This window comes from Streptomyces sp. SL06 (assembly GCF_058244745.1).
This window is the reverse complement of record NZ_JBSYOT010000002.1, coordinates 3,277,587-3,301,898: the sequence shown is the minus strand read 5'-3', so window position 1 is coordinate 3,301,898 and position 24,312 is coordinate 3,277,587. Positions and strand designations below refer to the sequence as shown.

Here is a 24,312-nt window from a genome sequence, read left to right as displayed (position 1 = left end):
GACCGGGGGTTCCTCGGACGCCCCGGTCGGGTGTGCCCCGGTCGGGTCAGGCGTCCGCCTCGGGCAGCTCGGGCCGCGCCGTCGCGAGACGGACCCCGATGTCCCGCAGCCCGGCGAGGTCGTGCACGTCGCCGGGGAGCGCGGCCACTTCGGTGACCGCCACCTCGGGATGACGCGCGGTGAAGCGGTCACGTGTGCGCTGCTCGCGGTCGAGCAGGTGCATCCGCTCCGCGTGCAGCCTCAGCAGACCCGCGGCGAGCCGGTCGGCGGACCGCTCAGGCGTGTCCGTGTCGTCGTCCGACGGGTCGGACGGGTCGAAAGCCTCGGGAGAGGGCTCGGGAGAAGGCCCCGACGAGGTGCCGGGCGAGGACTCGGACGTGAGATCGGACGAGGGATCGGACGAAGACTCGGTAAAACTTGAACTTCCGTACATGTCGGGGGAGTTACGAACTCCAGCTTTCCCGCCGTCCTGATCCACAATGCGGGGATCCTCAAGATTTTCCGCGGCGGCGAGCGCCCGTTCGGCCGACAGCCGGCCGGCGCCGCTGCCGTGGACCCGGTTGAGCACCAGACCGGCGAGCGGCATGTCCTCGGCCGCCAGCCGCTCCACGAAGTACGCGGCCTCGCGCAGCGCGTCCCGCTCCGGGGCCGCGACCACCAGGAACGCCGTCCCGGGCGCCTGGAGCAGCTTGTACGTCGCGTCCGCGCGGGTGCGGAAGCCGCCGAACATCGAGTCCATCGCGGCCACGAAGGTCTGCACGTCCTTGAGGAACTGCCCGCCCAGCACCTTCCCCAGGATGCCCGTCATCATCGACATGCCGACGTTCAGGAACTTCATGCCGGCCCGGCCGCCGACCTTCGCCGGTGCCAGCAGGACCCGGATCAGCTTGCCGTCCAGGAAGGACCCGAGGCGCTTGGGGGCGTCCAGGAAGTCCAGCGCGGACCGGGACGGCGGCGTGTCGACGACGATGAGGTCCCACTCGTCCTTCGCCCGCAACTGCCCCAGCTTCTCCATCGCCATGTACTCCTGCGTGCCCGCGAAGCCCGCCGAGAGCGACTGGTAGAAGGGATTGCCCAGGATCGCCGCCGCCCGGTCGGGATCCGCGTGCGCCTCGACGATCTCGTCGAAGGTGCGCTTCATGTCGAGCATCATGGCGTGCAGCTCACCGCCCGCCGAGTCGTCGACGCCCTTCACCCGGCGCGGGGTGTTGTCGAGCGAGTCGATGCCCATGGACTGGGCGAGCCGCCGGGCCGGATCGATGGTGAGCACGACCACCTTGCGGCCGCGTTCGGCGGCACGCAGGCCGAGAGCCGCCGCGGTGGTCGTCTTGCCGACCCCGCCCGAACCGCAGCACACCACGATGCGGGTCTCCGGGTCCTCCAGCAGGAGGTCGACGTCGAGCACGCGCGCGGGGGACAGGTGCCGCGCACCCTCCTGGGGGCGGGCCGGGTCCGGACTCATGCGATCCCCTGCTTCCGCAGCTCGGTGGCGAGTTCGTACAGGCCCGCCAGGTCCATGCCCTCGGCGAGCAGCGGGAGTTCGTGCAGCGGCAGGCCGAGCCCGCCGAGGACGCCCCGCTGCTCCTCCTCCAGCGCGTGCCGCTCGGCGTACTCCCCGGCCTGCGCGAGCAGCGGGTCCACCAGCCGCTCGGCGAGCCCGCCCCGCCGTGCCCCGCCGAGCCCGGCCGCGGACAGGGACCGGGCCAGTGCCGTACGCGGTGTGCTCCGTACGAGTTCCAGGGCGGTGGCGTCCAGCACCCGGGGCCGGACCATGTTGACGAAGACCCGCCCCACCGGGAGCCGGGCCGCCCGCAGCTCGGCGATGCCGTCCACGGTCTCCTGGACCGGCATCTCCTCCAGCAGCGTCACCAGGTGCACGGCGGTCTCCCGCGACTTCAGCACCCGCATCACGGCCTGCGCCTGATGGTGTATGGGGCCGACCTTGGCGAGCCCGGCCACCTCGTCGTTGACATTGAGGAACCGCGTGATGCGCCCGGTGGGCGGGGCGTCCATGACGACGTAGTCGTACACGAACCGCCCGCTCTTCTCCTTGCGCCGCACCGCCTCGCAGGCCTTGCCGGTCAGCAGGACGTCTCTGACACCGGGCGCGACGGTCGTCGCGAAGTCGATCGCGCCGAGCTTCTTCAGGGCCCGGCCGGCGCTGCCCAGCTTGTAGAACATCTGGAGGTAGTCCAGCAGCGCCAGTTCGGCGTCGATGGCGAGGGCGTACACCTCCCCGCCCCCTGGAGCGACGGCGATCTTCCGCTCCTCATAAGGCAGCGCCTCCGTTTCGAAGAGCTGCGCGATGCCCTGGCGACCCTCGACCTCGACGAGAAGCGCGCGCTTCCCCTCGGTGGCCAGGGCCAGCGCGAGGGCCGCGGCCACCGTGGTCTTGCCGGTTCCGCCCTTGCCGCTGACGACCTGGAGCCTGCTCACGTATTCGAGCGTAACCAGTCCGCGCGCCGAGTACCCCGGAGGCTGTGGACAACGTCGTCGCGGCCGGCCCGCCGAGGGGGTGCCCGGCAACGGCTAGAGTCGGCCGCATGACCAAGTGGGAATACGCAACCGTGCCGCTGCTCGTCCATGCCACGAAGCAGATTCTGGACACCTGGGGCGAGGACGGCTGGGAGCTGGTCCAGGTCGTGCCGGGACCGAACCCCGAGCAGCTCGTGGCCTACCTGAAGCGGGAGAAGGCATGAGTGCCGTCGAGGCGAGGCTCGCCGAGCTGGGCCTGACGCTGCCCGAGGTCGTCCCGCCGCTGGCCGCGTACCAGCCGGCCGTGCGGTCCGGCCCGTACGTCTACACCTCCGGCCAGCTCCCCATGGTGGACGGCAAGCTTCCGGTCACCGGCAAGGTGGGCGGCGAGGTCACCCCGGAGGAGGCCAAGGACCTGGCCCGCACCTGCGCGCTGAACGCCCTGGCCGCCGTGAAGTCCGTCGCCGGTGACCTCGACCGCGTCGCGCGCGTGGTGAAGGTCGTCGGCTTCGTCGCCTCCGCGACCGACTTCACCGGCCAGCCCGGTGTGATCAACGGCGCCAGCGAACTCCTCGGCGAGGTTCTCGGCGACAAGGGCGTCCACGCCCGCAGCGCGGTCGGCGTGGCGGTACTGCCGCTGGACGCGCCGGTGGAGGTCGAGGTCCAGGTGGAACTCGTCCCGGAGGCGTAGGAGGAGGGCGGCCGCCGGGGCCCGCGTTGCCGGGCCGGCGACCGACCCGCCCCCGTCGCTCCGCCCCGGGGACCACTCGAACATCCGCCCGTCACCGGATAGCCTCCGGCCATGGCGAATCGGCAGGCGAACGGCCAGTGGTACCCACCGGAGTGGCCGGACCGCATCCGCGCGCTGGCGGACGGCACCCTCACCCCGGTCGCCCCGAAGCGCGCGGCCACCGTCATGCTCCTGAGAGACACCGGCACCGGCCCCGCCGTCCACATGCTGCGCCGCCGTACCTCCATGGCGTTCGCCGGGGGTGCGTACGCCTACCCCGGCGGCGGGGTCGACCCGCGCGACGACGACCGCGACATCGGCTGGGCGGGCCCCACGCGCGCGTGGTGGGCGAATCGGCTCGGCGTCGGCGAGGCGGACGCTCAGGCGATCGTCTGCGCGGCCGTACGGGAGACCTTTGAGGAGGCGGGCGTCCTGCTTGCCGGTCCGAGGGGCGACTCGGTGGTCGGCGACACGACGGGACCGCACTGGGAGGCGGACCGGGCCGCCCTGGTCGGCCGTGAGCTGTCCTTCGCGGAGTTCCTGGACCGCAGGGGCCTCGTCCTGCGCTCCGACCTGCTGGGCGCCTGGGCCCGCTGGATCACCCCGGAGTTCGAGGCCCGGCGCTACGACACCTGGTTCTTCGTGGCCGCGCTCCCCGAGGGCCAGCGCACCCGCAACGCCTCCACCGAGGCCGACCGCGCCGTGTGGATCACCCCGGTGGAGGCTGCGGCCGGGTACGACAGGGGCGAGCTGCTGATGATGCCGCCGACCGTCGCGACCCTGCGCGGTCTCGCGGCATGCGGTGCGGCGGCCGAGGCGCTCGCGTCGGCTCCGGGCCGCGACATGACGCCCGTGCTGGCCAGGGCCCGGCTCGCCGACGGCGAGGTCGTGCTCTCCTGGCCGGGGCACGAGGAGTTCACCAAGCACGTGCCGAGCGCGGCACCGGCGCCGGCGGCCCCGATGCCTTCCGACCCGACCGGAGGCCCCGCATGACGGACGCGGCCGCCCTGCCGGGCCAGCCCAGGGGCCGTGTCCTGTCGGGCCCGGCCACCGCGCGCGCGGTGAACGTTCTGGCGCCCAACGCCTCCGCGATGACCCTGGACGGCACGAACACCTGGATCCTCGCCGAACCCGACTCCGACCTGGCCGTCGTGGTCGACCCGGGCCCGCTGGACGACAGCCATCTGCGGCACGTCGTCGACATGGCCGAGCGGGCGGGCAGGCGCGTCGCGCTGACGCTCCTGACACACGGCCATCCTGACCACGCGGAGGGCGCCGCCCGGTTCGCCGAGCTGACGCGCACGAACATACGGGCCCTGGACCCGGCGCTGCGGCTGGGCGACGAGGGGCTGGCCGCGGGGGACGTGATCGGGGTCGGCGGCCTGGAACTGAGGGTCGTACCGACCCCCGGGCACACGGCCGACTCCCTGTGCTTCCATCTCCCGGCCGACGGGGCGGTCCTGACGGGCGACACGATCCTGGGCCGCGGTACGACGGTGGTGGCTCACCCGGACGGCCGACTCGGCGACTACCTGGACTCCCTGCGCCGGCTCAGGTCGCTCACGGTCGACGACGGGGTGCGCACGGTGCTCCCGGGCCACGGGCCCGTCCTGGAGGACGCCCAGGGTGCCGTGGAGTACTACCTGGCCCATCGCGCCCACCGCCTCGCCCAGATCGAGACGGCGGTGGAGGACGGCCACCGCACACCGGGCGAGGTCGTCGCCCATGTGTACGCGGATGTCGACCGCTCCCTGTGGCCCGCGGCGGAACTGTCGGTGCGGGCGCAGCTTCAGTACCTGGACGAGCACGGGCTCATCCAGTGGGCGCCCGAGTAGGGCGGACGGAGTCAGCGGGAGCGCTTGGCGAGCCGCTCCACGTCCAGCAGGATCACCGCGCGGGCCTCAAGGCGCAGCCAGCCGCGCTGGGCGAAGTCCGCCAGCGCCTTGTTGACCGTCTCGCGGGACGCGCCGACCAGTTGGGCCAGCTCCTCCTGCGTCAGGTCGTGCACCACGTGGATGCCCTCCTCGGACTGCACGCCGAAGCGGCGGGAGAGGTCCAGCAGGGCGCGGGCGACCCGGCCGGGCACGTCCGAGAAGACGAGGTCGGACATGGCGTCGTTGGTCTTGCGCAGGCGGCGCGCGACGGCGCGCAGCAGCGCGGTGGCCACCTCGGGGCGGACGTTCAGCCAGGGCTGGAGGTCGCCGTGGCCGAGGGCGAGCAGCTTGACCTCGGTCAGCGCGGTGCCGGTCGCCGTGCGCGGGCCCGGGTCGAAGAGCGACAGCTCACCGATCAGCTCGCTGGGGCCGACGACGGCCAGCATGTTCTCGCGGCCGTCGGGGGACGTGCGGTGGAGCTTGACCTTGCCTTCCGTGACCACGTAGAGGCGGTCTCCCGGGTCGCCCTCGTGGAACAGGGTGTCGCCGCGGGCGAGGGTCACCTCACTCATGGAGGCGCGAAGCTCCGCGGATTGCTCGTCGTCGAGCGCCGCGAAGAGCGGGTTGCGCCGCAGAACGTCGTCCACGAGTTCTCTCCTTGTCGACCGGCTCAGAGGATCTTGTTCCCCCGGTGTACCAGGGGTCCGTGGTGCCCATTTTGCCGGACAGTCCAAACAGTGTGATCTGTCACAAGGATGCCGCACTGGTGTCCTGGGGTACGCGGCAGGGGTCCAATTGGACGCCGATCTTCGTGGTCCGGGGCGGATGTCCGTGCCGGGCCGTAGGCTGGCCGGGTGTCCAAATCGCCGGTGAGAGCACAGGCCTAGGGGGCTGCGCGGGTGAGTGTACGTCGCGATTCCGCTGTGGGCGAACAAGGCCCCGATGGCGGTAGGAAAACGGCGAAAGCAACAAAGAGGGCGGCGCCTGCCAAGAGGGTGACCGCGGAGAAGGGTGCCGTGCGGAAGAACGCCGAGAAGAGCCCGGCGCCCACGAAGAAGACGGCGTCGGCGAAGAAGGCCGCACCGGCGAAGAGGGCGGCCCCCGCGAAGAGGGCGGCCCCCGCCAGGAAGTCCGCGTCGGCCAAGAGGGCCGAGGCGCCCCTCAAGCGGCAGGCGCCCGCCAAGAAGCCCGCGATCGCCCCGGAGAGGGCCACCGTCGCCGTCAAGGGCGTCGCCCCGGCGAAGACCGTCGCCCCGAAGCCGCCGGGCGGCGAGTCCCGCACCGCGCTGGTCCGCCGCGCCCGCCGCATCGACCGCGAACTCGCGGAGGTCTACCCGTACGCCCACCCTGAGCTGGACTTCGAGAACCCGTTCCAGCTGGTCGTGGCCACCGTGCTGTCCGCCCAGACCACCGACCTGCGGGTCAACCAGACGACCCCCGCGCTCTTCGCCAAGTACCCCACCCCCGAGGACCTGGCCGCCGCCGACCCGGAGGAGGTCGAGGAGATCCTGCGCCCGACCGGCTTCTTCCGGGCCAAGACCAGGTCGGTCATAGGGCTGTCCAAGGCCCTGGCGGAGGACTTCGGCGGCGAGGTCCCCGGGCGCCTCGAAGACCTGGTCAAGCTGCCCGGCGTCGGCCGCAAGACCGCCTTCGTCGTGCTCGGCAACGCGTTCGGCCGCCCCGGCATCACCGTGGACACGCACTTCCAGCGCCTGGTGCACCGCTGGCAGTGGACCGCCGAGAAGGACCCGGACAAGATCGAGGCCGCCGTGGGCGCGCTCTTCCCCAAGAGCGACTGGACGGACCTCTCCCACCACGTGATCTGGCACGGCCGCCGGATCTGCCACGCCCGCAAACCCGCCTGCGGGGCCTGCCCCATCACCCCGCTCTGCCCGGCGTACGGCGAGGGCGAGACCGACCCGGAGAAGGCGAAGAAGCTGCTGAAGTACGAGAAGGGCGGCTTCCCCGGCCAGCGTCTCAAGCCCCCGCAGGCCTACCTGGACGCGGGCGGCATCCCGGCGCCCCCGCTGGGTGCCGGGTGACGGAACGATCTCGGGGGCGTAGGGCGTTGGAATCGGCAGAACGGGGGCGGCTATGACGCGGGCGAGCGACACACGGGGCGGGATCCTCAGCAAGGAGGGCCTGCCGGGCTGGCTGGAGCCGGTGACGCGGGCCGTCGAGAAGGTGCGGCCCGACCAGCTGAGCCGCTTTCTGCCGCCCGAGGACGGAGCCGGCCGCCAGTCCGCCGTCCTGATCCTCTTCGGCGGGGGCGAGGACGGCCAGGCGGCGGCCGGCCGCGGCCCCGAGCTGCTGCTCATGGAGCGGGCCGGCTCGCTGCGCTCGCACGCCGGCCAGCCGGCCTTCCCGGGCGGCGCCCTCGACCCCGAGGACGGCGACCCACTGGGCGACGGGCCGCTGCGGGCCGCCCTGCGCGAGGCCGAGGAGGAGACCGGTCTCGACCCGGCCGGTGTGCAGCTCTTCGGCGTCCTGCCCAAGCTCTACATCCCGGTCAGCGGCTTCGTCGTCACACCGGTGCTGGCCTGGTGGCGCGAGCCCACCCCGGTCGGCGTCGTCGATCCCAATGAGACCGCGCGGGTCTTCACCGTCCCCGTGGCGGATCTCACGGACCCCGCCAACAGGGTCACGGCCGTCCACCCCCGGGGCCACCGGGGCCCGGCATTCCTGGTCGAATCGGCACTCGTGTGGGGCTTCACCGCCGGCATCATCGACCGGCTGCTGCACTTCGCGGGCTGGGAGCGGCCCTGGGACAGAGAGAAGCAGGTCCCGCTGGACTGGCGGTCATGACAGGGTGACCGGTGTGAGCGTAGGACGACAAGGCGGGGCCTGAATCGGTGAACGTGCTGGACATCCTGTTGCTGCTGGCCGCCGTCTGGTTCGCGATCGTCGGTTTCCGCCAGGGCTTCGTCGTCGGCATCCTGTCGGTGATCGGTTTCCTCGGCGGCGGTCTCGTCGCCGTCTATCTGCTCCCGGTCCTCTGGGACGCCCTGACGGACAACGCGGAGGTGAGCACGACCGCCGCCGTCGTCGCGGTCGTCATCGTCATCGTCTGCGCCTCCGTCGGCCAGGCCCTGACCACCCACCTCGGCAACAAGCTGCGCCGGCACATCACCTGGTCCCCGGCCCGCGCCCTGGACGCCACCGGCGGCGCCCTGGTCAACGTCGTGGCCATGCTCCTGGTCGCCTGGCTGATCGGCTCCGCGCTCGCCCAGACCACGATGCCGACGGTCGGCAAGGAAGTGCGGCAGTCCAAGCTGATGCTGGGCATGCAGGAGGTGATGCCCGATCAGGCCACCACCTGGTTCGACGGCTTCACCTCCATCCTCGCGCAGAACGGCTTCCCGCAGGTCTTCAACCCGTTCGCCAGCGAGCAGATCCCCGAGGTCCAGGCGCCCGACCCGGCGCTGGCGGGCAGCCCCGTCGCCCTGCGCGCCAAGCGTTCCATCGTCAAGGTCATGGGCACCGCCCCCGACTGCGGCAAGGTCCTTGAGGGCACCGGCTTCGTCTTCGACAACCGCCGGGTCATGACCAACGCCCATGTCGTGGGCGGCGTCGACGAGCCCACGGTGCAGATAGGCGGCGAGGGCAGGAAGTACGACGCGACGGTCGTCCTCTACGACTGGCGGCGCGACATCGCCGTACTGGACGTGCCGGAACTGGACGCGCCCGTGCTGCGGTTCGCCGACCGGGACGCGAGCCGCTACGACGACGCGATCGTCGCGGGCTTCCCGGAGAACGGGGCCTACGACGTCCGCGCCGCCCGGGTGCGCGGGCGCATCATGGCCAGCGGCCCGGACATCTACCACCGCGACACCGTCCGCCGGGACGTCTACTCGCTCTACGCGACCGTCCGTCAGGGCAACTCGGGCGGCCCGCTGCTGACGCCCGGCGGCGAGGTGTACGGCGTGGTCTTCGCCAAGTCCCTCGACGACCCCGAGACGGGCTACGCGCTCGCCGTGGACGAGATCCGCGAGGACATCACCAAGGGCCGTACCGCCAACCAGCAGGTGGACAGCGACAGGTGTGCCCTCTAGAGATCGCGGAGGACGCGGGCGGCCGGGGCCGGCCGAGGGTCAGCCGCGTGGATGGCGCAGGCGCACGGTGACCCAGCGGGCCCGGCGGCGCAGGATGCGCGGGATGCCCACCCGTAGATCCGCACCCGCCAGTCGCGGGGTGCCACCTCGCCGGTGGGTGCTCACGCCGCTCGTGGAGCGGCCGTCGCGTGCTACGTCACTGTAGTCGTGCGTCCAGCCCATACCCGGACGTGTGCCCCCGTCCCAAGGTCGATAACCGTTCTCGAGGTCCCCAATTGGCCTATGCACCGGGCAAGTGGCCGTTCATGGGACGGGCATTCCGGTTCGCGTACCGGACGCGTCCGTTCGGTCACCGATCGGGTTCGGGATCCTTCAGCCAATTGATCAGTTCGGTCGAGAAAGCGACCGGATCCTCTTCGTGCGGGAAGTGCCCGAGCCCGTCGAACAGCCGCCAGCGGTACGGCGCTTCGACGTACTGCCCGGACCCGGCCGCGCTCCGGGTGCGCATCACGGGGTCGAGCGAGCCGTGCAGATGCAGGGTCGGCACGCGCATCGGCCGCTTCATGCGCCGGTAGAACTGGATGCCGTCCGGACGGGCCAGGGAACGCACCATCCAGCGGTACGGCTCGACGGAGCAGTGCGCCGTCGAGGGGACGCACATGGCGCGGCGGTACGCCGTCACCGCCTCCTCGTCCAGCGGCCGGGGCCCGGACCACTCCTGGATCAGCCTGCCGACCAGCGCGCCGTCGTCCGCGGTGAGTTGACGCTCGGGGATCCAGGGACGCTGGAAGCCCCAGATGTAGGAGCCGGCCCGGCTCTGGCGGACATCCCCGAGCATGGCCGAGCGCCAGCGCCGCGGGTGCGGCATCGAGGACACCGCGAGCCGCCGTACGAGCTTGGGCCGCATCGCGGCGGCCGTCCAGGCCAGATAGCCGCCCAGGTCGTGGCCGACCAGCGCGGCGTCGGGCTCGCCGAGCGAGCGGATCACGCCGGTGATGTCGAGGGCGAGGCCGGCCGGGTCGTAGCCGCGCGGGGTGCGGTCGCTGCCGCCGACGCCCCGCAGGTCCATGGCGACCGCGCGGAATCCGGCGTCGGCGAGCGCCACCAGTTGGTGCCGCCACGTCCACCAGAACTGCGGGAAGCCGTGCAGCAGCAGCACCAGCGGCCCGTCACCCAGCTCGGCGATGTGGAAGCGGGCGCCGTTGGCGGCGACGTCCCGGTGGGTCACCTCGCGCCCGCCGGGGATGGCCGGCCGAACGACCGAGGAAGGGTGTTGCGCCGATGGTGTGGCGGGGTCCGTCATGAGGACGAGCGTGCCACAGCCTCGATGGCTTCGGGGGACCGGTCCGCGGGGAGTTCCGGACGCGGGTGCGGCTTGGCGTTCTGGAGCACGCCCGCCGACTCCTTCACCGAGGCGGCGACCTTCTGCGGACCGCGGCCCTTCTTGGCCTTCTTGGCGAAGACGAGGCCGATCAGCGCGAGGAGGCCGGCGACGAGGACGTTTGCCGCGAAGGACAGCAGGAAGCAGACCGCGAGATTCCAGTCGCTCCAAGTCCTGATGCCGTAGGCCAGCGCGAAGCTCAGCATCGGCAGCGAGAACAGCAGGAGCAGGCCCGCCACCGAGAACACGCCGCCGCTGGTCGCCCCCCGCTTGACGTTCCTGCCTCAGCTGCGCCTTGGCCAGCGCGATCTCGTCGTGCACGAGCGCCGACAATTCGGTGGTCGCCGAGGCGAACAGCCGGCCGATGCTGCGTTCGGTGCCGACCGGGCTGCCGTCGGGTGCGCTCATCGCGGTCTCCCTTTTCTGCTGGCTCATCTGTGTACGGTTCCGTGGCGTCGTCCCCGGCCCGGCCTCTTCGGTCCGACCGGCTTCGGTACGACCGCGTACGGTCCCGTTCTTTTGTACCGTCTCGTCAGATCATGCCGGACCGCCGCCCTCGTCGCCTGCCCCGCCCGGCACTTCGGCAAGCCGCGCCGACTCGATCTCCTCGGCGATCCGGCGGTGCTCGGTGGCCTTCCTCTCATGGATGGCGGCCATGCGCAGGTGGTACGCGGGGTCGTCCTGCTCGTAAACGTCCGGGACGCCGCTGAGGTCCTCGTCGCGCTCCTCGTCCGCGATCATCCTTCGGTACTTGGCGTTCCGCATCCTCAGCAGCACCGCCGCGAGGGCCGTCGCGATGAGCGAGCCGGTCAGGACGGAGGCCTTCACCCGCTCCGCCATCGCCGCGTCGCCCTGGAAGGCGAGTTCGCCGATGAGCAGCGAGACCGTGAAGCCGATGCCGGCCAGCGTCGCCACCGCGAACACGTCGGCCCACCGGAGTTCGTCGCTGAGCGAGGCCCGGGTGAAGCGGGACGTCAGCCAGGTGCCGCCGAAGATGCCGAGCGTCTTGCCGACGACGAGCCCGAGCACGACACCGAGGGTCTCCGGCATGGTGAACACCTCGGCCAGCGCCTCGCCCGAGATGCCCACGCCCGCGCTGAACAACGCGAACAGCGGAACGGCCAGGCCCGCCGACAGCGGGCGCACAAGGTGCTCGACCCGCTCGCCCGGCGAGTGCTCCTCGCCCTCGCGGCGGTGGCAGCGCAGCATCAGGCCCATCGCGACACCGGCGATGGTGGCGTGGACGCCGCTGTTGTACATCAGGGCCCAGATCACGAGGCCGAGCGGGACGTACACGTACCAGCCGCGCACGCCGCCGCGCAGCAGCAGCCAGAAGAGGACGAGGCCGACGGCCGCGCCGCCGAGCGCGGCGAAGTCGAGGCTGTCGGTGAAGAAGAGGGCAATGATCAGGATCGCGAACAGGTCGTCGACGACGGCGAGCGTCAGCAGGAAGGCGCGCAGGGCGCTCGGCAACGACGTGCCGATGACGGCGAGTACGGCGAGCGCGAAGGCGATGTCGGTGGCGGTGGGCACGGCCCAGCCGGCCAGGGAGCCGCCGCCCGCGGTGTTGGTGAGCGTGTAGACGAGCGCCGGTACGGCCATGCCGCACAGCGCCGCCACCACCGGGAGCGCGGCGGCCTTCGGGTCTCTCAGGTCACCGGCGACGAGTTCGCGTTTGAGTTCCACACCGGCGACGAAGAAGAAGAGCGCGAGGAATCCGTCGGCGGCCCAGTGCGCGACCGACAGGTCCAGGCCGAGGGTCCCGGGGCCGAAGTGGAAGTGGCTGACGCTCGCGTAGCTGTCGCGCAGGGCCGGTGTGTTCGCCCAGATCAGCGCGGCGACCGCGGCGACGAGCAGCAGGACCCCGCCGACGGTCTCGGTGCGCAGCGCTTCCGCGACATGGTTCCGCTCCGGGAGGGACAGACGTCCGAAGGCCTTGCGGGGGGAGCGGGGCGCGGTCACGGGGGGAACCTCCGACAAGTGGGCAGCACGGAACACATGCCGACCAGACTTCCCGGCGCACCCTGAGCAGCCTGTCGAGGCTCCTACCTGCTGCTCAGCCTACCCAGCTTGGGCGGGAAGGCCGGGTGATCTCCGTAACGGTGGCGGTGCCCGGGGAGCGACGGGGGCCGCTGCACACGGGGCACGACGGGGATACGGGACACGCGAAGGGCACCCGGCGTGTTCCCGCCGGGTGCCCTGGGCAGCGGACGGCTCAGTCCTCGCTGGTCGCCGCCGGAAGCTTCGTCTGGATGAGGTCCATGACGGTGGAGTCGGTCAGGGTCGTGACGTCCCCGAGCTGCCGGTTCTCCGCCACGTCGCGCAGCAGACGCCGCATGATCTTGCCGGAGCGGGTCTTCGGCAGCTCGGCCACCGGCAGGATCCGCTTGGGCTTGGCGATGGCGCCGAGCGTGGTGCCGACGTGGTTGCGCAGTTCGGTGACCAGGGTCTCGGTCTCCGCCGCGGTGCCGCGCAGGATCACGAAGGCCACGATGGCCTGTCCGGTCGTCTCGTCCGCCGCGCCGACCACGGCCGCCTCGGCGACCGAGGGGTGGGAGACGAGGGCCGACTCGACCTCGGTGGTGGAGATGTTGTGGCCGGAGACGAGCATCACGTCGTCGACGCGGCCCAGCAGCCAGATGTCGCCGTCCTCGTCCTTCTTGGCGCCGTCGCCGGCGAAGTACTTGCCCTCGAAGCGCGACCAGTACGTGTCGATGAACCGCTGGTCGTCGCCCCAGATGGTGCGCAGCATCGACGGCCACGGCTCGGTGAGGACCAGATAGCCGCCACCGCCGTTGGGCACCTCATTGGCCTCGTCGTCGACGACGGTGGCGGAGATGCCGGGCAGCGCGCGCTGGGCGGAGCCGGGCTTGGTGTGGGTGACGCCCGGCAGCGGCGTGATCATCATGGCGCCGGTCTCGGTCTGCCACCAGGTGTCGACGACCGGGGTGCGGTCGGCGCCGATGTTCTTGCGGTACCAGATCCAGGCCTCGGGGTTGATCGGCTCGCCCACCGAGCCGAGGACCCGCAGCGAGGACAGGTCGAACTTCGCGGGGATGTCGTCGCCCCACTTCATGAACGTCCGGATCGCGGTGGGCGCGGTGTACAGGATCGTCACGCCGTACTTCTGCACGATCTCCCAGAACCGCCCCTGGTGCGGGGTGTCCGGGGTGCCCTCGTACATGACCTGCGTCGCGCCGTTGGCGAGCGGGCCGTAGACGATGTACGAGTGCCCGGTGACCCAGCCGACGTCGGCGGTGCACCAGTACACGTCGGTCTCCGGCTTGAGGTCGAAGACCGCCCAGTGCGTGTACGCCGTCTGCGTGAGGTAGCCGCCGGAGGTGTGCAGGATGCCCTTGGGCTTGCCCGTCGTGCCGGACGTGTACAGGATGAACAGCGGGTGCTCGGCCTCGAACGCCTCCGGCGTGTGCTCGGCGGACTGCCGGTCGACGGTGTCGTGCCACCACTTGTCGCGGGAGTCGTCCCAGGCCACGTCCTGGCCGGTGCGGCGCACGACGAGCACGTGCTCGACGATGCCGGCGCGGTCGGCGGCCTCGTCGACGGCCGGCTTGAGCGCGGACGGCTTGCCGCGCCGGTAGCCGCCGTCGGCGGTGATGACGACCCGGGCGTCGGCGTCCTGGATGCGGGTCGCGAGGGCGTCGGAGGAGAAGCCCCCGAAGACGACCGAGTGCGCGGCGCCGATACGGGCGCAGGCCAGCATCGCGATCGCCGTCTCGGGGATCATCGGCATGTAGACGGCGACCCGGTCGCCCTTGCGCACGCCCAGCTCCAGCAGGGCGTTGGCGGCCCTGGAGACCTCGTCCTTGAGCTGGGCGTAGGTGATGGAGCGGCTGTCGCCGGGCTCGCCCTCGAAGTGGATGGCGACGCGGTCGCCGTTGCCCGCCTCCACGTGCCGGTCCACGCAGTTGTAGGCGACGTTCAGCGTGCCGTCCTTGAACCACTTGGCGAACGGCGGATTCGACCAGTCGAGCGTCTCGGCCGGCTCCTGGTCCCAGCTCAGGCGACGGGCCTGCTCGGCCCAGAAACCGAGCCTGTCAGCCTTGGCCTGTTCGTACGCCTCCGCCGTGACGTTGGCGTTCGCGGCCAGGTCGGCGGGGGGCGCGAACCTGCGTTCTTCCTTGAGCAGGTTGGCCAAGGATTCGTTGCTCACGACATCTCCCTTTCTCAGGGTTGTCCGTTGTGTCCCAGGCCACAGCTCATCAGACCCGGGGGGCCGATGACAAGGGTCGGCGGACAAGTGGTTTAGACCTGTCCGTCGGTCGCCTGTCCTCGTGGTCAGTGGTCATCCGTACCCACGGACGCCGACGGCGCCGGGTTCAGTGTCCGTAACGCTGCTCACACCGCCCCGTGCCTCGGCCCCGTATCGCTCAGGCTGTCAGGTCGGTCTCCAGCACCAGCTCGAACACGCCGTCGCCGGCTTCCTCGGAGAGCAGGTACGCCTGGGCCTCGCCCACGTGGAAGTACATGCCGTGCAGTTCCAGGTCCCCGGCGGCCAGTGCCCGGGACACCGACTCGTGGGCGCGCAGGTGCTCCAACTGCTGGACCACGTTGGCCAGGCAGAGCCGCTCGGCCACGTCGGCCGGCCGGCGTCCGGCCGGCCGGGGCCGGGAGTCCCCGCCCTCGCGGTCCCCGGCCGCCTCGGACACGCGCTCAAGGCTCGGCAGCCCGTGCCGCAGCCACCGCTTGAGCGGGGTCCGCGCACCCCCGGGCTCGGAGCTGAGCAGCGCCTGCATGGCTCCGCACCCGGAGTGTCCGCACACCGTGATGGACCGCACCCCCAGCACCTCCACCGCGTACTCGATCGCGGCGGCCACCGAGTCGTCGCCGCTCTCCTCGCCGGGCGGCGGGACGAAGTTGCCCACATTGCGCACCACGAAGAGGTCGCCGGGGCCGCTGGAAGTGATCATGGAGGTGACCACCCGGGAGTCGGCGCAGGTCAGGAACAGGTGGGAGGGCTGCTGTCCCTCTCGGGCGAGCCGGGCCAGCTCGCCGCGCACCAGCGGGGCGGTGTTGCGCTGGAACGCGCTGATACCGCGCGCCAGTGCCCGTCCGCTGGACCCGCTCGGTCTGCCGGACCGCGCCTTGGGCCTCCGGTGGCCGCTCGGTCCGTCGGGTCTGGTCGGCCCCTCGGGGCCGGGCGGTCCCTCGGGGCCGGGCGGTCCCTGGGGTCCGGGCGGTCGGTCGGGCCAGGTCGCTCCGGCGGGTCCGCTCGCTCCGGCCCGTCCGGCCGCTCCGTCGGGTCCGGTCGTCCCGGAAGGTTCACCCGTGCCGGTCGTCGCGCGGGCGCCGTGGAGGGCCTCGCCGGAGCCGTCCCATGGGTCGGCTCCGGGTGGGGGCGCCGGCCGGGGGCGTTCGCACTGGTGGTTGCGCCAGGGTGTCCAGGGGCGGCAGCGGCAGCCGTCCTGTTCGGTCGGTTCGGAGATACGGATGCCGGGCCGGCGTCCGGCGATGTCGACGGAGCCGCCCTGCGCGGTGTGCGTCTTCTGCCAGTCCTGCAGCGTCTCGTACGCCGCGTGGTCCATGAACGATCCGTCCAGTTCCACGACGGCGTCCGCGCCGGGGGGCACCTGATGCAGGACCCGGCTGAGCCGTGGCACCGCGAGAAAGGTCAACTGCCCTCGGACATGTACGTGATGGACTCCTTCCGTCTCGTCGTGCTTGATGCGGGTGCGGGTCAGCCGGTGCAGGGCGACGCCGACGGCGACCGCGACGCCCAGGGCGACGCCCTCCAGGACGCCGAGGAGGACCACACCGCCGGTGGTGGCCGCGTAGACCAGCACCTCACGGTGGCGGGTCACCGTGCGAATGTGGTTCAGGGACACCATCTTGAGGCCGACGGCCATGACCAGGGCGGCCAGCGAGGCGAGCGGGACGAGTTCGAGGGCCGGGACCATCAGCAGCGCGGCGATCACTACGAGAACGCCGTGCAGCATCGTGGAGTTCCGGCTGACGGCGCCCGCCGCCACATTCGCCGAACTGCGCACGGCGACACCGGCGATGGGCAGCCCGCCCAGTGAGCCGGAGACGATGTTGGCGGCGCCCTGGCCCAGCAGCTCGCGGTCGAGGTCGGAGCGCTTGACACGAGGGGTCGGGTCCGGCCGGGCGGCGACCAGCCTGTCCACGGCGACCGCGCCGAGCAGGGACTGCACGCTGCACACCAGCGTGGTGGTGAGGACCGCGGCGACCAGGCCCAGGGCCGGGCCCTCGGGCAGTGCGGCCAGGGCGTGGCTGCTCCAGGACGGCAGGTCGACCTTGGGCAGGCGGAGCCCGGCGAGGGCGGCGACCGCGGTGGCGCAGGCGACGGCGACCAGGGCGGCGGGGACCTTGCCCACAAGCCGTCCCGTCCGGCCGGGCAGGCACGGCCAGAGCAGCAGCAGACTCAGGGTCAGCACGCTCGCCGCCAGGTCGGCCGGTCTCGGACTGGCCAACTGGGCGGGCAGCGCACGCAGGTTGTCGGGCACGGAACTCTGCGGGGTGCCGCCGAGGACGATGTGCAGCTGGGCGACGGCGATGGTGACGCCGATGCCGGCGAGCATGCCGTGCACGACGGCGGGGCTCACGGCGAGGGCCGAGCGCGCCACGCGCAGGCAGCCGAGGCCGAGTTGGGCGAGTCCGGCGAGAACGGTGACGGCGCAGGTCGTACGCCATCCGTAGCGCTGGATGAGGTCGGCGGTGACCACGGTGAGGCCGGCGGCGGGGCCGCTGACCTGGAGCGGGGAGCCGCCGAGCCGGCCGGCGACGATCCCGCCCACGGCGGCCGCGACGAGGCCGGCCTGGAGCGGGGCACCGGTGGCCAGGGCGATGCCCAGGGAGAGCGGCAGGGCGATCAGGAAGACCGCGATCGAGGCCGACAGGTCGGCGCCCGCGACAGGGAAGCGCCGGGGACCGCCGGGCGGCGGGCTGTGGCGTGGATGGACGTGCTTGGTAAGGCCCGAATCGGCGCGGGCGGGGACGCAGGCAGACATTTTTCCCGTCTCCTCCGGGGCTGCGCGGCAGTGGGTCACGGCGTACAGCGGCGGGATGCCCGAGCGCTCCGAATTGTCGCGCTCAGTAAACAGAGAGTAATTCAGAGTAAAGAAGAGGCATAGACTTTTCGCGCAAATGGAGCAATGGGCCGCTCACGCGAGTGAATGCCGAATTTCATCGGCTTGTCTTACTAATTCCTTTTCGGCCTCGTGCCACCTTGACGGCGCTGACCGCTCGTCCCGGCTCAGCACCCGACATCGCCTCGTCGGCGTTGGCCCGAGAGAAGGAAGAAGGTGGGCGGAACATGGCCGCCACCCACAGGATGGCCGCGCGCGCCGTGATCGCCGCGGTCTGTGCCGCGTCGCTCGCCGGTTGCGCGATCGACAGCGGCACCGGTTCCGACGAAGGGACGCACGCTCCGCAGAAGGAGAAGGGGAAAGCGGCGCCCGCGCCGAAGAACGCGGTCCGGCTGATCGGTGACGGTTCCACCGCGTACACCGGTGCCCAGCCGCACCTGCCCCGGCCCGAACGGCTCAAGCCCGGTCAGAAGCCCCCGCAGTTCGTGGTGTTCTCCTGGGACGGCGCGGGCGAGGACAGCCAGAAGCTGTTCTCCCACTTCCGTGAAGTGGCCAAGGAGAACAACGCCACGATGACGTACTTCCTGAGCGGCGTGTACATGCTGCCCAAGGAGAAGAGCGACCTGTACAAGCCGCCGCAGCACTCCCCGGGCCGCTCGGACATCGGCTTCAACGACGAGCAGGGCATCTCCGACACCGTCAAGCAACTGCGGCTGGCGTGGCAGGAGGGCAACGAGATCGGCACCCACTTCAACGGCCACTTCTGCGGCAGCGGCGGCGGGGTCGGCGAGTGGTCCGTCGCGGAGTGGAAGGAGGAGATCAGCCAGGCCAAGCAGTTCGTGAAGACCTGGAAGACCAACACCGGCATGAAGAACGCGTCGCCTCTGCCCTTCGACTACGACAAGGAACTGATCGGCGCCCGCACTCCGTGCCTGGAGGGCCAGCAGAACTTCGTGAAGGCCGCGAGCGAGATGGGCTTCCGCTACGACAGCAGTGGCGTGAACAACCAGGTCTGGCCGGAGAAGAAGCAGGGGCTGTGGGACCTGTCGATGCAGCTCGTGCCGTTCCCCGGGCACACCTTCGAGCAGCTCACCATGGACTACAACTTCATGGTCAACCAGTCGGGCACCGCCACCCAGGGCGACCCCGCCAAGCGCGAGGCCTGGGGCGACCAGATGCGCGACAGCCTGCTCCAGGGCTTCCAGCGGGCCTACGACGGCAACCGCGCACCCCTGATCATCGGCAACCACTTCGAGTCCTGGAACGGCGGCACCTACATGCGCGCCGTCGAGCAGGTCGTCAAGGGGGTCTGCACCAAGAAGGAGGTGCGCTGCGTCTCCTTCCGCCAGCTGGCGGACTGGCTGGACGCCCAGGACCCGAAGGTCCTGAAACAACTGCGCACCCTGGGTGTCGGTGAGGCCCCCAAGCAGGGCTGGGCGTCCCTCCTGTCGGCCGCGCCGGCACCGGCGCCGAAGGGCGTGCCCGGGGCGCCGGCCGCCAAGCAGTAGCGTCCACCCTCCCGAACGCCGTCACGCGGGGGCGGCGACCTCCTCGCCGAGGACGAAGCCGGGGTCGACCTGCGCCGCCAGGTCGGCCCCGGTGCGCTCATTGCCCCAGCTGTGGGCGTTCTTCAGATGGAAGTGGACCATCTGACGCGTGTAGCGCTCCCGGTCCCGCAGCGCGTACGTCGAGTCGGCGGCGGTGTGCAGGGCACGCAGCGCACGCCGGTTGGGATCCTCCAGGAGGTCGAACCGGGGCGGCCGGCCCTTCTCCATGGCGCGCACCCAGTCCGACTGCCCGACGGTGACCAGCAGGTCGTCCCCGACCTCTTCGCGCAGGAAGTCGAGGTCGTCCTGCTCGCGCACCTTGTTGCCGACGACCTTCAGAGCGACGCCGAAGTCGCGGGCGTACTCCTTGTACTGGCGGTAGACGGAGACTGCCTTCCGCGTCGGCTCGGCGACGAGGAACGTGATGTCGAAGCGGGTGAACATGCCGGAGGCGAACGAGTCCGAGCCCGCGGTCATGTCCACCACGACATACTCGTCACGGCCGTCGACCAGGTGATTGAGGCACAGCTCCACCGCTCCCGTCTTGGAGTGGTAGCAGGCGACTCCCAGGTCGGCGTCCGTGAAGGGCCCGGTGACCATCAAACGGACGGTCCCGGCGTCGAGTTCCACCGGCCGGGCGCACGCGTCGTAGACCGGGTTGTCCTCGCGCACCCGCAGCAGGCGCGAGCCCTCGCCGGGCGGAGTCGTTTTGATCATCTTCTCGGCGGAGGGGATACGCGGGTTGGTGCCGCGCAGATGGTCCTTGATCAGCGGGAGATGCTCGCCCATGGCGGGCAGTCCGGCCGCCTCCGCCTCGTCCAGGCCGAGCGCGGCCCCCAGGTGCTGGTTGATGTCGGCGTCGATCGCGACGACCGGCGCACCGGTGGCGGCGAGATGGCGGACGAACAGGGAGGACAGGGTGGTCTTGCCGCTGCCGCCCTTCCCGGCGAAAGCAATTTTCATGTTCACCAAGCGTAGTGTCCGGACAGCTGTACGTGGCATGCGGGCCCGGAGGTACGTGAAGAAGACCACTCATTCGTGGGGTGCGGCGCCGGGATGCGTAGGGTCGTACTCATGAGTACGACAGGCGCGGCCGCCGATCCGCTCGCGGCCCTGGGCGCACTGCCCGGCGTGACCGAGTCCGTGGAGTCCGTACGCAAGGCCGTGGACCGGGTCTACGGCCACCGGATCATGCGGCGCCGCAGCAACGAGATCACCTCCGAGGCGGCCCTGCGCGGCGCCCGGGGCTCGGCGGCGCTGTCCGGGGCGGACTGGGCCCTGGAGGAGGTGCGCAGGCGGACCGACTTCAGTGTCGACGACGAGGCCCGCGCGGTGGGCGCGGCTCTGCGGCTGACGGCCGAGGCGGGGCAACTGCTGTCCATCTGGCGTCAGTCGCCGCTGCGGGTGCTGGCCCGGCTGCACCTGGTGGCCGCCGCGGACAAGGCCGGCCAGGTGGGGCGGCCCCGCCAGGAGGGCGAGTCGGTCGACGAGCCGCTGGTCGAACTGCCGCTGCCCGGTGCCGCGGAGGCGCACGGCCGCCTGGACGGGCTGGCCGACCTGGTCGTCGCGGGGGGCTCCGCGCCCGCGCTGGTGACGGCCGCCGTCGTGCACGGCGAACTGCTGGCGCTGCGCCCCTTCACCTCGCACAACGGCCTGGTCGCGCGCGCGGCCGAGCGCGTCGTCCTGGTCGGCAGCGGTCTGGACCCCAAGTCGGTCTGCCCGGCCGAGGTCGGCCACGCCGAACTGGGACGCGCGGCCTACCTGGCGGCGCTCGACGGCTATGTCTCCGGAACCCCTGAAGGCATGGCCGCCTGGATCACCCACTGCGGCAGGGCGGTCGCACTGGGCGCGCGCGAGTCGACCGCGGTGTGCGAGGCGCTCCAGCGCGGGGCCGCGTAGGACGGACGGGCCGGGGGTCGCCGAACGGGGCGACGGAAATGACAGAAATGCGGCGGTACGAGTCCTCGTACCGCCGCTGGCACGACCACCGGGTTACCAGGCGTCCTCGTGGTGTCGCCCATCAGGTCGGGACTTCGCCCGTCACCTGGTGCGGCTGGCCCGTAATCGACGGGTCGACGTCGCGTGGGTGCTCGGTGTCCGTGCTCGGTCCGTGGGGCCAAATGCGGTTCTAAGGTGATCCTCTCGGATGTCCTTGGTCTCGCGGGCCGTTGACTCCTTTGTACTCCCGAGGCGGAGCGAGCGGAAGTGCCCGCCGCACTTCTTTACTTTTGCGCTCATACATGGGTGAAAGGGTGCACTCGCATGAGTGAAAGAGTGCGCCGGGCAGCCGCCGACCGGATCAGGCCGCCGCCGACCGTCGCCGGTTCGCGTACCAGACGAGGCCTGCGGTGGCCGCGGCGGCGCCTATCGCGGCGGCGGCGACGAGCGCCGGCCGCGGCGGTACCGAGAATCCCCGAACCCGCTGCTTGAGCCGTACCGGACGATGGAAATCGAGAATCGGCCACTCGCGCGCGAGAGCCTCGCGGCGCAGCGCCCGGTCCGGGTTCACCGCGTGGGGGTGGCCGACGGCCTCCAGCATCGGCAGGTCGGTCGCCGAGTCGCTGTACGCGTAGCAGCGGGACAGGTCGTACCCCTCGGACTCGGCCAGCTCCCGGATCGCCTCCGCCTTGGTCGGGCCGTACGCGTAGTACTCCACCTCCCCGGTGAAGCAGCCGTCGTCGCCCACGATCATGCGCGTCGCCACCACCCGGTCCGCGCCGAGCAGTTCACCGATCGGCTCGACGACCTCGGCGCCCGACGTGGAGACGATCACCACGTCGCGGCCCGCGGTGTGGTGCTCCTCGATCAGGGAGGCGGCCTCGTCGTAGATGATCGGGTCGATCAGGTCGTGCAGGGTCTCGGCGACCAGTTCCCTGACCAACTGGACGTTCCAGCCGCGGCAGAGCGCGGAGAGGTACTCGCGCATCCGCTCCATCTGGTCGTGGTCGGCTCCGCCGGCGAGGAAGACGAACTGGGCGTACGCGGTACGCAGGACGGCCCTGCGGTTGATCAGCCCGCCTTGGTAGAACGACTTGCTGAACGTCAGTGTGCTCGACTTCGCAATGACCGTCTTGTCCAGGTCAAAGAAGGCCGCTGTGCGGGGCATGGAGTGAGGCAAGGAGTGGTTTTCCACGACCCCGAGCATAGGCGGAGCCCATTCGGCGTAAGCTGTGGCGCGTGGGTTTGCCTGAGAAGGCTCTCGGGTACACCATGGAAGTCACGGATCGTTCGCGACCGTGCTAACCCGGTCCGACTCCTCCCCCCCGAGTCGGCCGTGGAGACGACCCCCGCTCTCCCCCCCGGCGGGGGTCGTCGCATGTCCGGGTGGGTTTTCTTCCCTCTTCTCGTGATCAGGGCCTCGTGCCGCGCAGGCGCGGGGCCCTGCTTCGCCCTGCCTCTCATCGGCTACGCAGTGTAGTCGCGGGGCTGCCCTGCGGAAGTCGTACACAGGGCGGAGCGGGGTGGCTCGGGGCTCACTGGTTTGAGTGACGGCGATATTCACGGATCGTCGAGTTGTCCACAGTTTTGGACCAAGATCCACACGATTTCCCTGATCGCTGCACCGTGAATGCCATGCGTCCGGGCCGCGCCGACTTCTGCGGCCGGTTCTCTTTGCCGGACGTGCCATGCCGAGCGTTCGTGCGGGGAGCGGTTTCCGACTCTTCGCACGGTCGGGAATCGCGGGGCCGAAGGGGCCGCGCGAGAAGTCACGAGCCGCCGGGCGCGACCACGGGAGTCGAGCCGCGGCGAAGGGGGAAGCAAGCCATGACCGGAACCATCACCCATGATCCGCCGCCCGGCACCGGAGGGCGGCAGAGCGGGCCCCTGATCGTCACCGAGGACACCGGACTCCTCGACGACCTGCTGCGGTTGTGCGCGGCGGCCGGTGCCACGCCGGTGGTGCACCACTCGGTGCCCGCGACACCCTCGGCATCGGGGCAGCGGACCGGCTGGGAGGCCGCGCCACTCGTCCTCGTCGGCGACGATGCCGCACGGCGCGTGCGCGGAGCCGTGCGGAGACGGGGAGTGGTCCTCGTGGGCCGCGACCAGGACGACTCGGGGATCTGGCGCCGTGCCGTCGAGATCGGTGCCGATCACGTCCTGATGCTGCCCGACGGCGAACAGTGGCTGGTCGACCGCATCGCCGACGTGGCCGAGGGCGTCGGCCGACCGGCTCTGACCGTCGGAGTCATCGGCGGCCGGGGCGGCGCGGGAGCGTCCACGCTGGCCTGCGCGCTCGCCGTCACCTCCGCGCGCCAGGGGCTGCGCAGTCTGCTGGTGGACGCCGACCCGCTGGGCGGCGGCCTCGACATCCTCCTCGGTGGCGAGACGGCCGAAGGCCTGCGATGGCCGGCGTTCGCGGCCTCACGCGGGCGGGTCGGCGGGGGTGCCCTGGAGGAGTCGCTGCCCGAGCTGCATTCGCTGCGGGTGCTCAGCTGGGACCGGGGCGACTGCGTCACCGTGCCGCCGCAGGCCGTACGCGCGGTGCTCGCGGCGGCCCGGCGCAGGGGCGGCACGGTCGTCGTGGACCTGCCGCGCCGCATCGACGACGGCGTCGCCGAGGTGCTCGCGCAGCTCGACGTCGGGCTCCTCGTCGTCCCGGCCGAGCTGCGGGCCGTCGCGGCGGCGGGCCGGGCGGCCGCGGCGGTCGGCATGGTCCTGCGCGACCTCCGGGTGGCGGTACGCGGCCCGTACGCCTCGGGGCTCGACGACCGCGAGGTGGCCCGGGTGCTGGGCCTGCCCCTGGCCGGGGAGGTGCCCGTCGAGTCCGGCCTCCTGCGCGCCACCGAGAGCAGGCGCCCTCCCGGCTCGTCCGCCCGCGGGCCGCTGGCGCGCTTCTGCCGAGAGTTCTGGGAGCGGGCGCTGATGGAGACGGAGGGGGCGGCATGAGGGCGGTACCGGTGTCGTCCGGCGGGCCGGTCGGGCGGACGGTACCGGGCTGGGCCGCCCGGACGTCCACGGGAGCGGTGTCCGGAGGGGCTTGGACGGCGTCCGGAGAGCCCCTGGGAGCGGCAGCGCCCGCGAGCGGCGCGGGGCGGGGTCCTGGCGGGGCGGTGGGGGTGTTTCCCGGGGCGGAGGAGGCGCCTCCTGAGAGGAGCCTCGGGTCGGCCGACGGGCGGTCCCTGGCACCGGCTTCCGACTGGTCCTCGGCACCGGATCCCGGCAGCTCCGCGGTTCCGGGTCCTGGG

At 71.7% G+C, this 24,312-nt stretch carries 20 protein-coding genes and 1 pseudogene; 10 read left to right on the top strand and 11 right to left on the bottom strand.

Annotation, left to right across the window (positions count from 1 at the left end):
* Positions 1 to 46: 46 nt before the first annotated feature.
* Complete coding sequence (gene bagB, locus AC4IHM_RS15060; RefSeq protein ID WP_490867547.1) at positions 47 to 1,462, bottom strand: ATPase BagB; 1,416 nt, start codon at positions 1,460 to 1,462, stop codon at positions 47 to 49.
* Positions 1,459 to 2,436, bottom strand: coding sequence for an ATPase BagA (gene bagA / locus AC4IHM_RS15055; RefSeq protein ID WP_490867546.1), 978 nt, complete (start codon positions 2,434 to 2,436; stop codon positions 1,459 to 1,461). The genes bagB and bagA overlap by 4 nt, the downstream gene beginning before the upstream one ends.
* Before the next feature lie 107 nt (positions 2,437 to 2,543).
* Here bagA and sp36 point away from each other — a divergent pair, with 107 nt between their 5' ends.
* The 4 genes from sp36 (at position 2,544) to AC4IHM_RS15035 (ending at position 5,040) form a co-directional block, all read left to right on the top strand.
* Positions 2,544 to 2,699 (top strand): Sp36 family protein, encoded by a 156-nt coding sequence (gene sp36 / locus AC4IHM_RS15050; protein ID WP_139131402.1) that lies wholly within the window; start codon positions 2,544 to 2,546, stop codon positions 2,697 to 2,699.
* Positions 2,696 to 3,166, top strand: coding sequence for a RidA family protein (locus AC4IHM_RS15045; RefSeq protein ID WP_490867545.1), 471 nt, complete (start codon positions 2,696 to 2,698; stop codon positions 3,164 to 3,166). The genes sp36 and AC4IHM_RS15045 overlap by 4 nt, the downstream gene beginning before the upstream one ends.
* A gap of 111 nt (positions 3,167 to 3,277) precedes the next feature.
* A complete protein-coding gene (locus AC4IHM_RS15040) occupies positions 3,278 to 4,198 on the top strand; it encodes an NUDIX hydrolase (RefSeq protein ID WP_490867544.1) in 921 nt (306 codons plus the stop codon).
* Positions 4,195 to 5,040 carry an MBL fold metallo-hydrolase gene (locus AC4IHM_RS15035; protein ID WP_490867543.1) on the top strand — a complete coding sequence of 282 codons (846 nt, stop codon included), beginning with the start codon at positions 4,195 to 4,197 and terminating at the stop codon, positions 5,038 to 5,040. Before AC4IHM_RS15040 ends, AC4IHM_RS15035 begins: the two co-directional genes overlap by 4 nt.
* A gap of 11 nt (positions 5,041 to 5,051) precedes the next feature.
* On the opposite strand, the gene AC4IHM_RS15030 is transcribed toward AC4IHM_RS15035, so the two are convergent.
* Positions 5,052 to 5,726, bottom strand: a complete 675-nt coding sequence (locus AC4IHM_RS15030; RefSeq protein WP_003975365.1) for a Crp/Fnr family transcriptional regulator — start codon at positions 5,724 to 5,726, stop codon at positions 5,052 to 5,054.
* Positions 5,727 to 6,095: 369 nt separating this feature from the next.
* On the opposite strand from AC4IHM_RS15030, the gene nth reads away from it, so the two are divergent.
* From nth to AC4IHM_RS15015, 3 genes are read left to right on the top strand one after another with little or no spacing between them, the layout of a single operon-like run.
* Positions 6,096 to 7,121 carry an endonuclease III gene (nth, locus tag AC4IHM_RS15025; RefSeq protein ID WP_490867542.1) on the top strand — a complete coding sequence of 342 codons (1,026 nt, stop codon included), beginning with the start codon at positions 6,096 to 6,098 and terminating at the stop codon, positions 7,119 to 7,121.
* 52 nt (positions 7,122 to 7,173) lie between these two features.
* The gene (locus AC4IHM_RS15020; protein WP_490867541.1) at positions 7,174 to 7,884 is read left to right on the top strand and encodes an NUDIX hydrolase; all 711 of its coding nucleotides are present in this window, start codon (positions 7,174 to 7,176) and stop codon (positions 7,882 to 7,884) included.
* Between the two features lie 47 nt (positions 7,885 to 7,931).
* Complete coding sequence (locus AC4IHM_RS15015) at positions 7,932 to 9,131, top strand: MarP family serine protease (protein WP_490867540.1); 1,200 nt, start codon at positions 7,932 to 7,934, stop codon at positions 9,129 to 9,131.
* A 39-nt stretch (positions 9,132 to 9,170) separates the two neighbouring features.
* Here AC4IHM_RS15015 and AC4IHM_RS15010 read toward each other — a convergent pair whose 3' ends face one another.
* The 6 genes and pseudogenes from AC4IHM_RS15010 to AC4IHM_RS14985 all read right to left on the bottom strand — a co-directional run bounded on the left by AC4IHM_RS15010 (position 9,171) and on the right by AC4IHM_RS14985 (position 17,498).
* Positions 9,171 to 9,353 (bottom strand): hypothetical protein, encoded by a 183-nt coding sequence (locus AC4IHM_RS15010; RefSeq protein WP_490867539.1) that lies wholly within the window; start codon positions 9,351 to 9,353, stop codon positions 9,171 to 9,173.
* A gap of 127 nt (positions 9,354 to 9,480) precedes the next feature.
* Positions 9,481 to 10,434 carry an alpha/beta fold hydrolase gene (locus AC4IHM_RS15005; protein ID WP_490867538.1) on the bottom strand — a complete coding sequence of 318 codons (954 nt, stop codon included), beginning with the start codon at positions 10,432 to 10,434 and terminating at the stop codon, positions 9,481 to 9,483.
* Positions 10,431 to 10,920 (bottom strand): annotated as a pseudogene (locus AC4IHM_RS15000) (phage holin family protein). The gene AC4IHM_RS15005 and the pseudogene AC4IHM_RS15000 overlap by 4 nt, the downstream one beginning before the upstream one ends.
* Before the next feature lie 129 nt (positions 10,921 to 11,049).
* Complete coding sequence (gene nhaA, locus AC4IHM_RS14995) at positions 11,050 to 12,474, bottom strand: Na+/H+ antiporter NhaA (protein ID WP_490867537.1); 1,425 nt, start codon at positions 12,472 to 12,474, stop codon at positions 11,050 to 11,052.
* Between the two features lie 253 nt (positions 12,475 to 12,727).
* Positions 12,728 to 14,683 carry an acetate--CoA ligase gene (gene acs, locus AC4IHM_RS14990; protein ID WP_490867536.1) on the bottom strand — a complete coding sequence of 652 codons (1,956 nt, stop codon included), beginning with the start codon at positions 14,681 to 14,683 and terminating at the stop codon, positions 12,728 to 12,730.
* Positions 14,684 to 14,900: 217 nt separating this feature from the next.
* Positions 14,901 to 17,498, bottom strand: a complete 2,598-nt coding sequence (locus AC4IHM_RS14985) for a bifunctional SulP family inorganic anion transporter/carbonic anhydrase (RefSeq protein ID WP_490867535.1) — start codon at positions 17,496 to 17,498, stop codon at positions 14,901 to 14,903.
* A gap of 305 nt (positions 17,499 to 17,803) precedes the next feature.
* On the opposite strand from AC4IHM_RS14985, the gene AC4IHM_RS14980 reads away from it, so the two are divergent.
* Entirely contained in the window at positions 17,804 to 19,084 is a 1,281-nt protein-coding gene (locus AC4IHM_RS14980; protein WP_490867534.1) for a polysaccharide deacetylase family protein, read from the top strand.
* A 21-nt stretch (positions 19,085 to 19,105) separates the two neighbouring features.
* On the opposite strand, the gene AC4IHM_RS14975 is transcribed toward AC4IHM_RS14980, so the two are convergent.
* Positions 19,106 to 20,086 (bottom strand): ATP-binding protein, encoded by a 981-nt coding sequence (locus AC4IHM_RS14975; RefSeq protein WP_490867533.1) that lies wholly within the window; start codon positions 20,084 to 20,086, stop codon positions 19,106 to 19,108.
* A gap of 111 nt (positions 20,087 to 20,197) precedes the next feature.
* Between AC4IHM_RS14975 and AC4IHM_RS14970 the strand changes: the two genes are divergently transcribed.
* Positions 20,198 to 21,022: a Fic family protein gene (locus AC4IHM_RS14970; RefSeq protein WP_490867532.1), complete on the top strand. Its 825-nt coding sequence runs from the start codon at positions 20,198 to 20,200 to the stop codon at positions 21,020 to 21,022.
* Positions 21,023 to 21,422: 400 nt separating this feature from the next.
* On the opposite strand, the gene AC4IHM_RS14965 is transcribed toward AC4IHM_RS14970, so the two are convergent.
* Complete coding sequence (locus tag AC4IHM_RS14965; protein WP_490867531.1) at positions 21,423 to 22,268, bottom strand: HAD family hydrolase; 846 nt, start codon at positions 22,266 to 22,268, stop codon at positions 21,423 to 21,425.
* Between the two features lie 620 nt (positions 22,269 to 22,888).
* On the opposite strand from AC4IHM_RS14965, the gene ssd reads away from it, so the two are divergent.
* Complete coding sequence (gene ssd / locus AC4IHM_RS14960) at positions 22,889 to 24,013, top strand: septum site-determining protein Ssd (protein WP_490867530.1); 1,125 nt, start codon at positions 22,889 to 22,891, stop codon at positions 24,011 to 24,013.
* Positions 24,014 to 24,312 lie beyond the last annotated feature (299 nt).

Excerpts from the sequence above, each read along its gene's own strand:
- AC4IHM_RS15035 (WP_490867543.1), top strand. The coding sequence starts at position 4,195 with ATGACGGACGCGGCCGCCCTGCCGGGCCAGCCCAGGGGCCGTGTCCTG.
- AC4IHM_RS15045 (WP_490867545.1), top strand. The coding sequence starts at position 2,696 with ATGAGTGCCGTCGAGGCGAGGCTCGCCGAGCTGGGCCTGACGCTGCCC.
- AC4IHM_RS14965 (WP_490867531.1), bottom strand. The coding sequence starts at position 22,268 with ATGCTCGGGGTCGTGGAAAACCACTCCTTGCCTCACTCCATGCCCCGC.
- AC4IHM_RS15040 (WP_490867544.1), top strand. The coding sequence starts at position 3,278 with ATGGCGAATCGGCAGGCGAACGGCCAGTGGTACCCACCGGAGTGGCCG.
- ssd (WP_490867530.1), top strand. The coding sequence starts at position 22,889 with ATGACCGGAACCATCACCCATGATCCGCCGCCCGGCACCGGAGGGCGG.
- sp36 (WP_139131402.1), top strand. The coding sequence starts at position 2,544 with ATGACCAAGTGGGAATACGCAACCGTGCCGCTGCTCGTCCATGCCACG.
- AC4IHM_RS15005 (WP_490867538.1), bottom strand. The coding sequence starts at position 10,434 with ATGACGGACCCCGCCACACCATCGGCGCAACACCCTTCCTCGGTCGTT.
- AC4IHM_RS14985 (WP_490867535.1), bottom strand. The coding sequence starts at position 17,498 with ATGTCTGCCTGCGTCCCCGCCCGCGCCGATTCGGGCCTTACCAAGCAC.
- AC4IHM_RS15020 (WP_490867541.1), top strand. The coding sequence starts at position 7,174 with ATGACGCGGGCGAGCGACACACGGGGCGGGATCCTCAGCAAGGAGGGC.
- AC4IHM_RS15010 (WP_490867539.1), bottom strand. The coding sequence starts at position 9,353 with ATGGGCTGGACGCACGACTACAGTGACGTAGCACGCGACGGCCGCTCC.
- AC4IHM_RS14975 (WP_490867533.1), bottom strand. The coding sequence starts at position 20,086 with ATGAAAATTGCTTTCGCCGGGAAGGGCGGCAGCGGCAAGACCACCCTG.
- bagB (WP_490867547.1), bottom strand. The coding sequence starts at position 1,462 with ATGAGTCCGGACCCGGCCCGCCCCCAGGAGGGTGCGCGGCACCTGTCC.
- AC4IHM_RS14980 (WP_490867534.1), top strand. The coding sequence starts at position 17,804 with ATGGCCGCCACCCACAGGATGGCCGCGCGCGCCGTGATCGCCGCGGTC.
- AC4IHM_RS14970 (WP_490867532.1), top strand. The coding sequence starts at position 20,198 with ATGAGTACGACAGGCGCGGCCGCCGATCCGCTCGCGGCCCTGGGCGCA.